The organism is Blautia sp. NSJ-175, from assembly GCF_022867815.1.
GTDB classification, from domain to species: domain Bacteria; phylum Bacillota; class Clostridia; order Lachnospirales; family Lachnospiraceae; genus Blautia; species Blautia celeris.
This window is the reverse complement of sequence record NZ_JALIFQ010000001.1, coordinates 506,851-520,571: the sequence shown is the minus strand read 5'-3', so window position 1 is coordinate 520,571 and position 13,721 is coordinate 506,851. Positions and strand designations below refer to the sequence as shown.

General features: G+C 47.3%; 11 protein-coding genes. 1 reads left to right on the top strand and 10 read right to left on the bottom strand.

Annotation, left to right across the window (positions count from 1 at the left end):
- Positions 1 to 2: 2 nt before the first annotated feature.
- Genes MUB35_RS02360 through MUB35_RS02350 form a run of 3 tightly spaced genes read right to left on the bottom strand, consistent with a single transcriptional unit; the run spans position 3 to position 3,191 of the window.
- Positions 3 to 833 (bottom strand): carbohydrate ABC transporter permease, encoded by an 831-nt coding sequence (locus MUB35_RS02360; protein ID WP_118593865.1) that lies wholly within the window; start codon positions 831 to 833, stop codon positions 3 to 5.
- A 12-nt stretch (positions 834 to 845) separates the two neighbouring features.
- Positions 846 to 1,739 (bottom strand): carbohydrate ABC transporter permease, encoded by an 894-nt coding sequence (locus MUB35_RS02355; protein WP_033141874.1) that lies wholly within the window; start codon positions 1,737 to 1,739, stop codon positions 846 to 848.
- Positions 1,740 to 1,799: 60 nt separating this feature from the next.
- Positions 1,800 to 3,191, bottom strand: a complete 1,392-nt coding sequence (locus MUB35_RS02350; protein WP_052099525.1) for an extracellular solute-binding protein — start codon at positions 3,189 to 3,191, stop codon at positions 1,800 to 1,802.
- Between the two features lie 309 nt (positions 3,192 to 3,500).
- On the opposite strand from MUB35_RS02350, the gene MUB35_RS02345 reads away from it, so the two are divergent.
- The gene (locus tag MUB35_RS02345) at positions 3,501 to 4,730 is read left to right on the top strand and encodes an ROK family transcriptional regulator (RefSeq protein ID WP_244805720.1); all 1,230 of its coding nucleotides are present in this window, start codon (positions 3,501 to 3,503) and stop codon (positions 4,728 to 4,730) included.
- An 80-nt stretch (positions 4,731 to 4,810) separates the two neighbouring features.
- On the opposite strand, the gene MUB35_RS02340 is transcribed toward MUB35_RS02345, so the two are convergent.
- The 7 genes from MUB35_RS02340 to MUB35_RS02310 form a co-directional block, all read right to left on the bottom strand.
- Positions 4,811 to 5,296: a DUF1700 domain-containing protein gene (locus tag MUB35_RS02340; protein ID WP_033141876.1), complete on the bottom strand. Its 486-nt coding sequence runs from the start codon at positions 5,294 to 5,296 to the stop codon at positions 4,811 to 4,813.
- A gap of 143 nt (positions 5,297 to 5,439) precedes the next feature.
- On the bottom strand, positions 5,440 to 5,940 hold the full coding sequence (locus MUB35_RS02335) for a COG2426 family protein (RefSeq protein WP_033141877.1): 501 nt from the start codon (positions 5,938 to 5,940) through the stop codon (positions 5,440 to 5,442).
- A gap of 12 nt (positions 5,941 to 5,952) precedes the next feature.
- Positions 5,953 to 7,143, bottom strand: a complete 1,191-nt coding sequence (locus MUB35_RS02330; protein ID WP_103732396.1) for a pyridoxal phosphate-dependent aminotransferase — start codon at positions 7,141 to 7,143, stop codon at positions 5,953 to 5,955.
- A gap of 291 nt (positions 7,144 to 7,434) precedes the next feature.
- A complete protein-coding gene (locus MUB35_RS02325; RefSeq protein WP_244805719.1) occupies positions 7,435 to 9,168 on the bottom strand; it encodes an ABC transporter ATP-binding protein in 1,734 nt (577 codons plus the stop codon).
- A 104-nt stretch (positions 9,169 to 9,272) separates the two neighbouring features.
- Positions 9,273 to 11,015, bottom strand: a complete 1,743-nt coding sequence (locus MUB35_RS02320; RefSeq protein ID WP_033141880.1) for a S8 family peptidase — start codon at positions 11,013 to 11,015, stop codon at positions 9,273 to 9,275.
- Positions 11,016 to 11,145: 130 nt separating this feature from the next.
- Positions 11,146 to 11,925: a formate/nitrite transporter family protein gene (locus MUB35_RS02315; RefSeq protein WP_033141881.1), complete on the bottom strand. Its 780-nt coding sequence runs from the start codon at positions 11,923 to 11,925 to the stop codon at positions 11,146 to 11,148.
- Between the two features lie 102 nt (positions 11,926 to 12,027).
- A complete protein-coding gene (locus tag MUB35_RS02310; RefSeq protein ID WP_103732397.1) occupies positions 12,028 to 13,713 on the bottom strand; it encodes a formate--tetrahydrofolate ligase in 1,686 nt (561 codons plus the stop codon).
- Positions 13,714 to 13,721: the final 8 nt, after the last annotated feature.

Below are 13,721 nucleotides of genomic sequence, written 5' to 3'. Positions count from 1 at the left end.
AATCAGCCCTTTGACGCTCCGGTCATTGCAAATCCTTTTGACATATAGTTTTGTGAGAAGAAATATAAAACAAACACAGGAAGCATATAGACAATGGAATAAGCCGCCAGTTGTCCGTAGATGACCTGTCCGCGCTCCCCAAAGAAGCGGTAAATATTTACGGCAGCCGGTATCTTCTCTGTGGACTGCAGTAAAATGAGCGGTACAAAAAAGTTTCCCCAGCTTCCCACAAAGGTGAACATGGCAACTGTAAATAATCCGGGGAGCATCAGCGGAAGCACCACATGAACCACACTCTTGACGGCAGACGCACCGTCTATCCACGCCGCCTCCTCCAGATCCACGGATACTCCATCCAGAAAGTTTTTCATCATCCAGATTCCGTAAGGAAGACCGGAAGCTGAAAGAAAAATAATGGTTCCGCCTATAGAGTCCACCAGCTTCATCATGATAAACATCTGATAGACCGGCACCATAACCGCCGTTATGGGAATAGAAGTCAGAAACAGCATTCCCATAGTGATCTTCTGCCCCGTCTTCAGCTCATATCTTGACAGAGGATACGCTGCCAGCAGGGAACATACCAGCACTATGCCTGTCTGTACCACGGAGATGAATAGGCTGTTCAGGAATCCTCTCTGGTTTTTGGCATCTGTGAGAATAACCCTGAAATTCTCAACACTCATATACTTTGGCACTGCGAAGGCCTGGCTGGCTTCCGGATTAAAAGCCGCAAACACCAGCCACAGAAGAGGAAGTAAAAATGCTCCCGCAATGATGAGCAATACCATATAGGGAATGACTTTCTGTAGGTTTTTCTTTTTTTTCTTCATGATGATCCCCTCCTAATTGCCGTCATTTGCACGTATCAGCCTGATATATACAAGGCTCAGCAGAATACCGATCGCCAGAATAAAGAGGGCAATTGCCATTCCGTATCCTATCTGATATGCAATGAAGGCCTTCTGATACATGAAAATAGAAAGTGTTGTAGTCATAATAGCCGGCCCGCCTCCTGTCATGGCGAACACAAGGCCGAAAGCGCCCAAGGTGGACAGTGTAACGATCACAAACGTAGTTGCCATGGTGCTCTTTATCATGGGCAGTGTGATCCTGAGCAGTATCTGGAGTCCGCCTGCGCCGTCTATCCTGGCAGCCTCCACAATATCATCTGATATATTGTCCAGGGAAGCCTGGAACATCATCATGGAATATGCGGATCCCTTCCATATATTTGCTATGACAACACAGGCCATCGGAAATGTAAAAAGCCATGAAACCGGTGATGCCCCGAAAATGCCTATGATTTTATTCAATGTACCGGCATCGGCAAAAAAGGAGCTGAACATAAACGCTGCGATCACCTCCGGAGTGATCCAGCCTGCCACTACTGTAAAGCCGACAAATTTACGAACCAGCCTGTTTTTCCCCCTCATGAGGGACGCAAGCAGAAATCCCAGGCATTGCTGCCCGATAATACCTGAAAACACCAGAAATACCATTGTATTCTTTAATACGGTAAGCAGTTTAGGGTCTTTGAAAATCTCAATAAAATTCCTGAAACCTACGAATTTCATTGCCTGTGCAGAACTCCCCGTCAGTGAAATGTCTGTAAAAGAAAAAAAGACAGTCATGATCATGGGGCCAATGAAGAAAACGCCCAGCAGTAAAATTGATGGGGAGAAAAAAAGTGCCGTTTTCCATATCTTTCGTTTTTGTTGATTTCTTGTTCCAACCATCCTCAGTCTCTCCTTTAAAGATTCAGCTTGGAGCAATGCTCCAAGCTGAATGCAGATCCCTTATTTCACAGTCACATTTTCCTCGCCCACAATTCGTTTCATCTCTGACTCAAAGGTAGCTGCCGCATCATCCGGACTTGCGCTGCCCATAGCAATACTCTCCACTACCTCTGTGAACATAGTTGTAAGGGTGGAATATCCCTCTACAGAAGGTCTGAAATGTGCGTAGGGCAGCATTTCACCGGCCTCTTTTACTACAGACATCTTCTGTGATAAGTAAGTCTCATCCTCCATTACGTCTTTACGCACTGCCAGGTCTCCTGAGAACATGGCATATTTAAGCTGACAGTCTTTTCCTGCAATAAATTTCAGAAGCTCTTCGCCGCCGGCTTTATTGTTGGCATTCTTTGGAATTGCCCAGGTCCAGCCGCCTGACATGGTGCTGAAACCATCTCCGCTGCCATCATATGTAGGTATCTTCGCAACTGCCCAGGTATCCAGACCTTCCGGCCATTCATAGGTTCTGCCTTCGCCCCAGTTGCCTGGTACCCAGCTTCCTGTGAAGATCATACCCAGTTTGCCATTCTTCATATAATCACTTACAAAAAGGTCTTCTACTTTCTGCTGTGACACGATGCTGAGTGGCGCACCGATTTTTTCCACATTGTAAACGTCGTTTACAAAATTGTAGACCTTCAGTAAATTCTCTTTATCAACAACCCATTTCTTTGTATCAAAATCATAGAGAGTTCCGCCGGTTCCTGAGTAAAGTTCCTGGAATGTCCTCATGGAAGTCTCCTCAGGTGAGGTCTTGGACGCATACAGGAAGAATGGAATGAATCCGTCACCTCCCACTTCTTTCAGCTTCTTGCCGGCCTCAATGATCTCATCCCAGTTCTTGGGCTGGAAAGGAACAGAAACGCCTGCTTCTTCCATCAGTTTCTTATCATACCAGAGACACTGTGTATCTGTAGAGAACGGAACACCGTACTGCACTCCGTCCGCTCCCTTGGCACCGTCCAGAATAGCCTGCTCAAACTGGCCTGCATCCTCCCAGTTCTTCATGAATTCATCCAGCGGTTCCAGATAGCCCGCCTCGGCGTCAGACATGATCATGAAGCCGTCCTCTGTGATCAGGTCCGGGGATGTCTCTTTCGACTGCATCATCATGGTGATCTTAGTGTACATATCAGAGCCATTGACGATCTCAATGATCTCCACTTTCTTTCCCGGATTCTGTTTCTCAAATTCATCTGCCAGCCCTCTGTAGAAATCAACACGGTCTGCCCCCACAGCCATTTTGATCACGTCAGAGTCAGCGGAAGTACTGCCGGTTTCTTCTGTTTCCGCCTTTTTTGTCTCGTCTGCCGGTTTGTCACCTCCGCCTCCGCATCCGATCAGTGATACACACATCATAGCTGCCAGCAGTCCTGCAATTTTCTTCTTAAACATAAAAATACCTCCTCCTTTGTACTGAAAACCAGTTTACTGGTTCTTTCTTTGTGATGAGTACATAGTAACATTAATTTACTATAAAGTCAATTCATTTTACTATATAGTGTGCAATTCGACCTTTTTCACATTTTTATTCTATTTTTTTTGTGCATTTTTCACTTATAGTTCCGCTTCATGCAACCATAAAGTAAACCATCCGTACTATTGCCTTTTATTGACATCTATACTATAATGAATTTAAACGAATAAAGTTACTTTGTATTAAGGATGCACAATCACGATTTTATTATATAAAGGCGGTATTTTATGCAGGAAAAAACTGGTTCCAACATTCAGGATGTGAAATCAAAAAACAGAATGCTTGTTCTAAAACATATTGCAACAGGCAGTGGAATTTCAAGAGTTGATATTGCCCGGAGCACCGGGCTGTCAAAAATGACGGTGGGCAACATAGTGACGGAGCTTCTCAGTTCCGGCCTTGCGGAAGAAACTACAAATGCCTCCAACAACACTTCCGCCAATTACGGGCGCAGACCTATTTTGCTGACACTTGCCCAAAATTCTCCCTGTATCTGCGGTATGCTGATCAAAAGAAAACTATGCCAGGTCGTTCTCTCTGATTTGGGGGGCAGGATATTTAAGCAGGTGGATTCCCCCTATAACACCCTTGACAGTTCAGAGGATCTGCTGCAGATTCTCCTCAAGGCTTATAACGAATGTGCCGGGAGCACAGAACGGCGTATCACAGCAATTGGAATAGCCTCCCTCGGACCGCTGGATTCCTCACGGGGGATTATTTTAAATCCGCCCTATTTCTACGGTATCGAAAATCTGCCCATTGTCTCTATCATCAGTAAAAATACAGGACTGCCTGTATTTCTGGTCAATGACGCAACGGCAGGCGCGTTTTCGGAAAAATTATTTGGCTCCGGCACCTCCATACCCAATTTTGCTTATCTTCATATTATGAATGGAATCGGAGCCGGATTTATCCTGAACCATGCCCTGTATGATGGTGATTCCGGGCAGAGCGGTGAGATCGGACATACTTCCATCAATTTCGACGGCCCTCTCTGTGCCTGCGGCAGCCGGGGATGCCTTGATCTGTATGCGAATCTGGATAACCTGCAGCAGCGGATAAAGGAGCTTGCCCCATTTTACTCCAATTCCCCCTTATCTGCGCCCAAGACACCAAGCTGGCTGGATATTATTTCAGCAGGTAATCAGCAGGACCCGCTGGCGATCACCGTTTTGGAGGAATTCTGCTCATACATCGCATATTCGCTGACCAATACCCTGAATCTTCTGAATCTCTCCACCATAATCGTGGGATACGATTCGGATGGCACCAATACCATTATTGAGGACCTCTTGTATCACAAGCTGTCCAAAAAAACCCTTACGGCAAAATTCAACCCGCTGTCCATTCTCCACTCCACTTTCGGCGGAAATGCACCTCTCATCGGCTCTGTCGCCCTTGCTGCAGACAAGATATTCAGCGGCCACCTCACGCTTCTGGAGCTGGAAACTCTGTAACGCATAAAAGGCTCTGTATATTATGAAATAATAAACGCTTATTCCATAATATACAGAGCCTTTCTATCTTCACTTTTCTGCTACATCTTCCTGCGCAGAAAAGAAAGCAGGATCAAAACCGCAGCAATGGGCAGTACCACCGGCAGAAGTGCGCTGACAATACTGATAATGAGAGCAATCACGCCCATCACGATCAGGATTCCCAGAACCAGACGGACCGTGGGATTATTATGCATTTTTTCCTGCACATGTTGAAATCCGCCGCCTGTACTTCCTGTACCATCCTGGCTGTAGGATGACTGGCTATAGGAAGATTGACTGTAAGAAGACTGGCTGCCATATCCGTCCTGGCTGGAAGAGCCGGATGCACCGGAAGTTTCCAGAATCGTGCGGGCAATCAGACGTGGATCTCCCAGACGCCCTGTCACCTCTGTCTCAGATGCACCTTTTCTTATCTCGTCACTGATATACTGGTCGTAATATTGTATATGTCCGTTCACAACATTTTGAGAAAGCTCCTCTGAGAGTGTTTCCCGCAGTACCTCTAAAAATTCTCGTTTGCTCATGGCCTTAAAATCCTTTCCTGTTATATCGCCATCTTATCATATCTTTCCCAAAAAGTAATGATAATTCATTAAAATTTTTCTTAAAAAAATAAAAACACCCTGCCTTCGCTGCATGTACAGCATCCGGCAGGGCATTCTTCCTTTTAACTTAATACGGAACCAAGCGCTCCATATCCCAAAAAGCACATGATGATCGTGGCCATACAGAGTCCCAGCAGAATGGCAGGAACGGATTTTTTCAGATCCACTTCAAGAAGGGACGCGATCAAAGCCCCTGTCCACGCGCCGGTACCCGGCAGCGGGATTCCCACAAAGAGAACAAGTCCCCAGAACTCATATTTTTTAATCTTGTCACTCTTTCCCATAGCTCTGTTTTCCAGCTTCTCGATCAGAGGGCGGAACAGTTTTGTCTTCTTCAGCCATTTAAATATCTGCCTGATAAAGAGCAGAATAAACGGGATAGGGATGATATTCCCGATGACGCAGGCAATGACAGCCTGAAGCATGGGAATCTTCAATACGGTTGCCAGTAAAAGTCCGCCCCTCAGTTCCAGAATGGGAACCATGGAAATCAGGAAGACCGCTGCCTCCGGTGTCAGAAAGGACGGCATATTTTCAGCAAACCAATGTACTACGGATTCCATTAAAACCTCCTGTTACTTCACCTGAAACTCCTCAGCAAGGGCTTTAAAGCCAGGCATAGAATTCATGATTGTTTCGTAGGATACGCAGTAGGCAATCCGCACATAACCCGGGCAGGCAAAGGAAGATCCCGGAACGATCAGGATATGATATTTCTTTGCTGCCGCACAGAAGACTTTCTCGTCCTCCACCGGAGATTTTACAAACAGATAGAACGCGCCTTCCGGCTTAATGCACTCAAATCCCAGTTCTTTCAGTCCGTTATATAAAGCCTCACGGTTGCGGTTGTAAAACGGTACGTCTACTTTGGCATCCAGACATTTTGCGACAACTTTCTGCATCAGGGACGGGGCATTGACATAGCCCAGAATACGGGTGGCCACGTTCGCTGCTGCAATGACATCCTCAGCATCACTCACTTCGTCCGGAATCACCAGATAACCGATACGCTCACCCGGAAGGGACAGGGATTTGCTGTAGGAATAACCAATGATAGCATTTTCATAGTATTTTGTCAAATAGGGGACCTCAATTCCATCGTAAACCAGCTCTCTGTAAGGCTCATCTGAAATAAGGTAGATATCTGTACCCAGCTCTTTTTCCCTGCTGCGGAGGATATCTGCCATCTTCTTGATGGTATCCTCAGAATAGACAACACCTGTAGGGTTGTTGGGAGAGTTGATGATCACAGCTTTAGTCCTGGCAGTGATCTTCTGCTCCAGCTCTTCCAGATTCGGCTGGAAGGTCTCTGTATTCGGGCTTACTACCACAATTTTCCCGTCATAATTGGACACATAGCTGTTGTACTCGCCGAAATACGGGGCAATGACGATCACTTCATCTCCCGGATTCAGCAGAGTTTTCAGGATCACATTCAATCCTCCCGCTGCGCCCACGGTCATAATAATATTCTTCTCACCAAAGGAAGTCTGGAATTTTCTGTTAATGGAATCCGCGATCGCTGCCCTTACATCCTCATATCCGCTGTTGTTCATATAACCGTGCAGTACAACCGGGTCCTCCTTCTCCAATTCCTCAAAAACTGCCTTCTTCACCTCAGCCGGTGCCGGAACATTGGGATTTCCAAGACTGAAATCATATACATTCTCTGCTCCGTACTTTGCAGCCATAATCTTGCCTTCCTCAAACATGGCACGTATAGCTGAACTGTTTTTTACCAAATTCACCATTTTATCTGCTATCATATTACTACTCTTCCTTTCTATGTAATCTTTCCCGGCAGCTATTCAGCCGGCGAAGCGTTACCGGCATCCACTCTTTAAGACCACTCTGTAACAGGGTGATACCTGATGCCGCTGCTCTTATGTACGGCCGGCGCAGTAAATGCGCAGTCCCGGCCGGACAGTCAGCTCTCCTGAACATATTTCAGACTGCGCTTCACAGTCATACTCAATTTCGGATACTTAAGATTATACCATTTTCCACCAGACAAAATCAACGTTTTAACACATTAAACCAAAAAAATATTTCTTTTTCTATACAAAGGACAGTTTATAAAGGCTGCTGTAGAGACCATCCCTCTGCATCAGCTCCTCATGAGTCCCCTCCTCTGCGATTCCGTCATCTGTCAGTACAAGGATTCTCTGGGCTTTGCGGATGGTGGACAGTCTGTGGGCAATGACAAATGTAGTCCTGTCCTTTGCCAGGCTCTCCAGGGACTGCTGCACGATCTTCTCGCTTTCATTGTCAAGGGCGGATGTGGCCTCATCGAAGATCAATATGGGCGGGTTCTTCAGGAACACCCTGGCAATAGACAGCCTCTGTTTCTGACCCCCTGAGAGTTTTACGCCCCTCTGTCCAATATTCGTGTCATAGCCATCCTCCAGTCCCATAATAAATTCATGGGCATTGGCTGCTTTGGCAGCGCGAAGCACTTCTTCGTCCGTGGCGTCCGGCTTTCCATACCGGATGTTCTCCATCACTGTCCCGGCAAACAGATACACGTCCTGCTGTACAATACCTATATGGTTCCTGAGACTCTGCAGCTTGATCTTTCTCACATCCGTGCCGTCCAGGCATACGCTTCCGCTGCTCACATCATAGAATCGGGGAATGAGGCTGCAAAGAGTTGTCTTACCCGCACCTGAGCTTCCCACAAGGGCCACATATTCCCCGGCCTTCACGGTCAGATCCACATGGCTTAACACTTCCTCCTGGCTCTCCTCATAGCGGAAGGAAACATCGCGAAAAGCAATTTCTCCCTTCACATCTCCAAACTCCACCGCGTCCGGCACATCCTTGATATCCGGCGCGATCGCCATGATCTCCAGAAACCGGGAATATCCGCTGTATCCGTTCTGGAACTGTTCTGTAAAGGTGATTAGCTTTTTCACCGGGTCTGTAAAGTTATTGATGTAGAGAAGCACTGTCACCAGATCCTCCACAGGCATTTTCCCCCTGGTCATAAAAAATGCACCGACCAGCAGCACTGTTATAGTGATCAGGGTTGTAAATGCGCCCATACCGGAATTGTAAGTACCCATGTACTTATAGCTGCACTTCTTGGAATCCACAAAGCGCTCATTGCCCCTCTGGAATTTTTTCATTTCTTCCTTTTCGTTGGCAAAGGATTTCACCACACGGATTCCGGAAAGGCTGTCCTCAATCTGTGTATTGATATCTGCGATCCTGGCTCTGTTCTCTCTGAATGCTGACTTCATTTTCCTGTTGTAAATAAACGCATAGACCAGAAGAAACGGCACAAACAGAAACGCTGACAGCGCAAGCTTTGTATTGATAAACATGAGAATGATAAACGCGCCGATAAATTTAATAATAGAGATCACCAGATCCTCCGGCCCGTGGTGAAGCAGTTCACTGATATCAAACAGGTCAGAGGTGATTCTGGACAACAGATGCCCCACCTTCTGGTTGTCATAGAAGGCAAAAGACAGCTTCTGGTAATGTCCGAAAATCTCATTCCTCATATCCCGCTCAATCCTTGCTCCCATGATATGCCCGTAATAGGCAATATAAAAATTACAGAACGCCTCAACCAGCACCAGCGCCACCATGAAGATTCCCAGCTTTACGATCAGATCGGTGGCTTCCTGCACAGGCTGATTCACCACCGTGCTGGTAATATAGCGTACGATCAGCGGTATCACAAGGGTGATCCCCGCTCCTAAAATAGCAAAAAACAAGTCAGAAAAAAACAAACCCTTATAGGGCTTATAATAGCTGACCAGTCTTTTCAGTGTTTTTCCCATCTCTTTTTGTCTCTCCTTTTCTTCTTCTTGTCGTTGTGGGTTAGCATCATAATCCCAGTATAAAACAGGACACTGCTTTTGGCAATGTCCTGTTTAACAAACTTTTATATGGGAAAGCTGTCCCGCACGCACAGCGCCCCATACCCGGTCTGGTTATTTGGATAAGGCCCTCCCAGCAGATGACGCGCACCCCTGCGGAAATACGCCTTTACTTTCTCCCCATAGAGAAAGGGATCATTCCCTCTCACGATTCCCCACTCCATCAAAAGGGCTGCCGAGCCTGTAACAAAAGGCGTGGCAAAGGAAGTTCCCGTTCTGGATGTATATCCGCCGTTTGGAGAAGCAGTTGTAATATCCACGCCCGGAGCCGCTATGTCCGGCTTTACCATATTGGTAACTCTGGTAAACCCCCGTCCGGAAAAATCCGCGTAGGCCTGATATCTGGAATTATAGGCCCCCACAGAGATTACCCGCCCTGCCGTGGAGGGAATGGTAAGGGTGATTTCCGGCACAGGAAACAGAAAACGTGTCCCCTCGTTCAGAGCAGCACCCCCGGGCATCCACAGATTGTACCTTCCATCCACAATTCTTCCCGGAATCAGATTGACTTTCCACACACCGCTGTCCACATAGGTGTTCTGGGGGATAAAATCGATGAAAATCTCCTGCGACAGGCTGAAAGGACTTGGTTTTCCGTAGTATATGAGAATCTGCGTAGTCCCCAGATTAAATCGCTGAGGCCCCAATATCTCCTGAAACGGGCCTGCCACCTGTCCGTTTGGATGCTGCAGGGAGATATCCATCCGGTCCACATACTGCTTCCATATCTGCAGATTCATTCCCGTCTCATAACCGCCGATCTGAAGCGGAACCACCTGACTCTCTCCCTGTGCCAGGATTCCTGAGGTGTGCACAGCCTTATTCCCCTCATTTCCCGTTCCCACGCAGATCACGGTCCGTCCCAGACTGGATACATTGTCCAGATACGCCTCAATAAGTGATTCACCGCTGTGGGAACCGTAATTATTTCCGAAGCTTAAATTCAGAGCAAGGGGCATCCCCATGGCAATGGACTGACGGATACAGTAGTCAACCCCCTGCATCAGCTCTGTCGTCCTGGGAAATCCCTCTTCCTGCGGTGTTCCCAGCTTCACAACAATGATCTGACTCTCTGAAGCCACACCCCTGTGAAGTCCTCCGGAAGCCCTTCCGCTGCCGGCCGCGATACCGAGAACACCGGTGCCGTGTCCGCTCAGATCACGGCTTGGGACTACAGAATACCGCTCCGATGACGCGGGTCTGCGAAGCGCTTCATCGATCTGCTCCTTGGTATACTCGGTTCCGATGACATAGCCCTGGGGCGGGCTGCCGGGCACAGTCTGATCCCACAGCCTCAGAATACGGCTGCTTCCGTCCTCATTGCGGAAATCCGGGTGTGCATAATCCACCCCTGAATCCACACAGCCCACAAGCACGCCTGCACCGAAAAGCGGCTGCCCGAGAGGTGAAAATCCGCTCTGCACCGGATTGATGCAGGAAGCAGCGCGCCCCTGCTCCACTGCGAAAAACAATCTTTTGGGCATTTCTATGAACTCTATCTGAGGATAGTCCGTAAGACCCTGAATCTGGCTTTCCGGCACGGAGAGAATGGCAAAACCACCCAGCAGTTCCACTGCCCGAATCTCCGGATTCAGTGCCCCCTGCAGACTTCCTGAATATTTTACGATCAAATCCCATCTCCGCTCCTCCGGCTCAAATCCCACATCCAGCACAAGAGATCTCTCCCTCTCCCGGGGTGTGGCATCCAGAGCCAGATTCAGAAGATTTTCCAGCTTCTGATCCTGCATGGCAACTCCTGATTTTTGCTGTATCTCTCCATTATATGCAAAAAAAGCAGCCGAAATCTGTCTTTTATAAAACAGATTTCGGCTGCTGTCATATATTTGGTCAAACAGGCTTACGCTGACCGAATCACATTTAACCCTGAAGTGATTTCGTCTTGGTCATAACATGATACGGGCCTGCCACAAAGAACACACCGCCTATCATATTTCCGATCGTCACGAATAACAGGTTGTAGAAATAACCTCCTATGCTGACTGCCGCATCACCTGCGTTCAAAAGCCCAACTGCCAGAATACTCATATTGGCAACGCTGTGCTCAAATCCGCAAATCATAAATACGAAGATACACCAGAATACCATGATCAGCTTTCCTGATTCAGATTTCATCTTTAATGCGCACCATACAGCCAGACAAACCAGGATATTACAGAAAATACCCCTTACCAGAAGCTGTACCGGTGTCAGTGACATCTTTGCAGCTGCTACCTGTGCGAAATAAGCACCTATATCACCTTTCGGCACTCCGGTGAGCTGGAATCCTGCTACACCCAGCAAAGAGCCGAGAATATTCCCCACATAACACAATATCCATGCTTTGACCGTCTTGCCCCAGGGAATACATCCATTGAAAGATGCACTTCCGAGAACCATATTGTTGCCTGTAAACAGCTCGGCACCCGCCATGATAACAAGGCTCAAAGCTGCGGCAAATGCAAAAGCCTGCACTGCTTTCAGCATTGGTGACCCTGCTGCATTCAGAGGTGTTCCCAGCGTAAATGTCACAAAACTTCCAAAGGCAATGAAAAGCCCTGCGGTGATGGAAGATACCATATATCCGAAGGTATTGTTCTCCATGAAGTTTATCTTTCCTTTTGCCGCGTTGCAGACTGCATTGAATTCATCAAAATACATACATTTTCCCCCGCTTCTTTAGCTAAATTATGTATACAAAATTCAGGTACGGCTTAACCGTACCTGAATTGTCCTATATTTAGTTTTCAATATGAATTTTGCTTAGAACAGACCGGAAATCTTTCCTGTCTCGTCAACATCGATTCTCTCTGCAGCCGGAACTTTCGGCAGACCGGGCATGGTCATGATCTCTCCGGTAAGAGCAACAATGAAGCCGGCACCTGCGGAAATCTTCAGGTTACGAACTGTTACTTCAAAGTCTTTCGGTGCGCCCAGTTTTGTCTGGTCATCTGTCAGGCTGTACTGTGTCTTAGCCACACAGATCGGGCAGTTTCCATATCCAAGAGCTTCTAACTGAGCAGCCTGTTTCTGCGCATTTGCAGTCAGAACAGCTTTCTTGCCGCCGTAGATCTTCTGAACGATCTGGTTTAACTTGTCCTCAATGCTTCCTTCCAGTTCATAGGAGAAAGTAAAGTCATTCGGTTCTTCCACAAGACGTACCACTTCTTTAGCCAGTGCAACGCCGCCTTCGCCGCCTTTTGCCCAAACTTCGGAAAGTGCAACATTAACGCCCAGTTCTTTACATTTTGCTTCTACCAGGTCAAGCTCTGCCTTGGTATCTGTCGGGAATGCGTTGATTGCAACAACACACGGCAGTTTGTAAACGTTTGTGATATTGCTTACATGTTTCAGTAAGTTCGGGAGACCTTTTTCCAGTGCTTCCAGGTTCTCGTTGTTCAGTTCTGCTTTCGGCACGCCGCCGTTGTATTTCAGGGCACGTACAGTAGCTACGATAACAACTGCGCTCGGTGTCAGGCCAGCCATACGGCATTTGATATCCAGGAATTTCTCTGCGCCTAAGTCAGCACCGAATCCTGCTTCTGTGATAGCATAATCGCCTAATTTCAGTGCCATCTTGGTAGCGATCACAGAGTTACATCCGTGAGCGATATTAGCGAATGGTCCGCCGTGAACGATTGCTGGTACATGCTCCAGAGTCTGAACCAGGTTCGGTTTCAGAGCGTCTTTCAGCAGTGCGCACATAGCACCTTCTGCATGTAAGTCATGAGCTGTAACAGGTTTCTGCTCGGAAACCTTACCATATGTATAACCAACGATGATTCTTCCCAGTCTTTCCTTCAGGTCTGTAATGTCTTTTGCCAGACACAGAACAGCCATGATCTCGGAAGCAACTGTGATATCGTATCCGTCTTCTCTCGGACAGCCGTTTGTCTTTCCGCCCAGACCATCAACTACGAAACGAAGCTGGCGGTCATTCATGTCAACACATCTTCTCCAGGTAATCTTTCTTGGGTCAATGTTCAGGTCGTTGCCCTGATAAATATGATTATCCAGCATTGCTGCCAGCAGATTGTTTGCCGCACCGATTGCGTGGAAGTCACCTGTAAAATGCAGGTTGATATCTTCCATTGGAACTACCTGTGCATAACCGCCGCCTGCAGCACCGCCCTTTACACCGAATACCGGTCCCAGGGATGGCTCACGGAGCGCTACCATTACATTTTTACCTAATTTCTGAAGGCCATCAGCCAGACCTACGGTTGTGGTTGTCTTTCCTTCTCCGGCAGGTGTCGGGTTGATAGCTGTAACCAGAACCAGTTTTCCGTTCGGTTTATCAGATTCTTTTAACAGATTGTAGTCAATTTTAGCTTTGTACTTACCGTACTGCTCCAGATATTTATCATCAATACCTGCTTTTTCTGCAATCTTGGTAATTGGCTCCATTGTGCACTCCTGTGCGATTTCGATGTCTGTTTTGAATCCCATGTTAATAC

Bases quoted from the DNA above. Each gene is read 5' to 3' on its own strand.
- MUB35_RS02360 (WP_118593865.1), bottom strand. From the start codon at position 833: ATGAAGAAAAAAAAGAAAAACCTACAGAAAGTCATTCCCTATATGGTA.
- MUB35_RS02355 (WP_033141874.1), bottom strand. From the start codon at position 1,739: ATGGTTGGAACAAGAAATCAACAAAAACGAAAGATATGGAAAACGGCA.
- MUB35_RS02350 (WP_052099525.1), bottom strand. From the start codon at position 3,191: ATGTTTAAGAAGAAAATTGCAGGACTGCTGGCAGCTATGATGTGTGTA.
- MUB35_RS02345 (WP_244805720.1), top strand. From the start codon at position 3,501: ATGCAGGAAAAAACTGGTTCCAACATTCAGGATGTGAAATCAAAAAAC.
- MUB35_RS02340 (WP_033141876.1), bottom strand. From the start codon at position 5,296: ATGAGCAAACGAGAATTTTTAGAGGTACTGCGGGAAACACTCTCAGAG.
- MUB35_RS02335 (WP_033141877.1), bottom strand. From the start codon at position 5,940: ATGGAATCCGTAGTACATTGGTTTGCTGAAAATATGCCGTCCTTTCTG.
- MUB35_RS02330 (WP_103732396.1), bottom strand. From the start codon at position 7,143: ATGATAGCAGATAAAATGGTGAATTTGGTAAAAAACAGTTCAGCTATA.
- MUB35_RS02325 (WP_244805719.1), bottom strand. From the start codon at position 9,168: ATGGGAAAAACACTGAAAAGACTGGTCAGCTATTATAAGCCCTATAAG.
- MUB35_RS02320 (WP_033141880.1), bottom strand. From the start codon at position 11,015: ATGCAGGATCAGAAGCTGGAAAATCTTCTGAATCTGGCTCTGGATGCC.
- MUB35_RS02315 (WP_033141881.1), bottom strand. From the start codon at position 11,925: ATGTATTTTGATGAATTCAATGCAGTCTGCAACGCGGCAAAAGGAAAG.
- MUB35_RS02310 (WP_103732397.1), bottom strand. From the start codon at position 13,713: ATGGGATTCAAAACAGACATCGAAATCGCACAGGAGTGCACAATGGAG.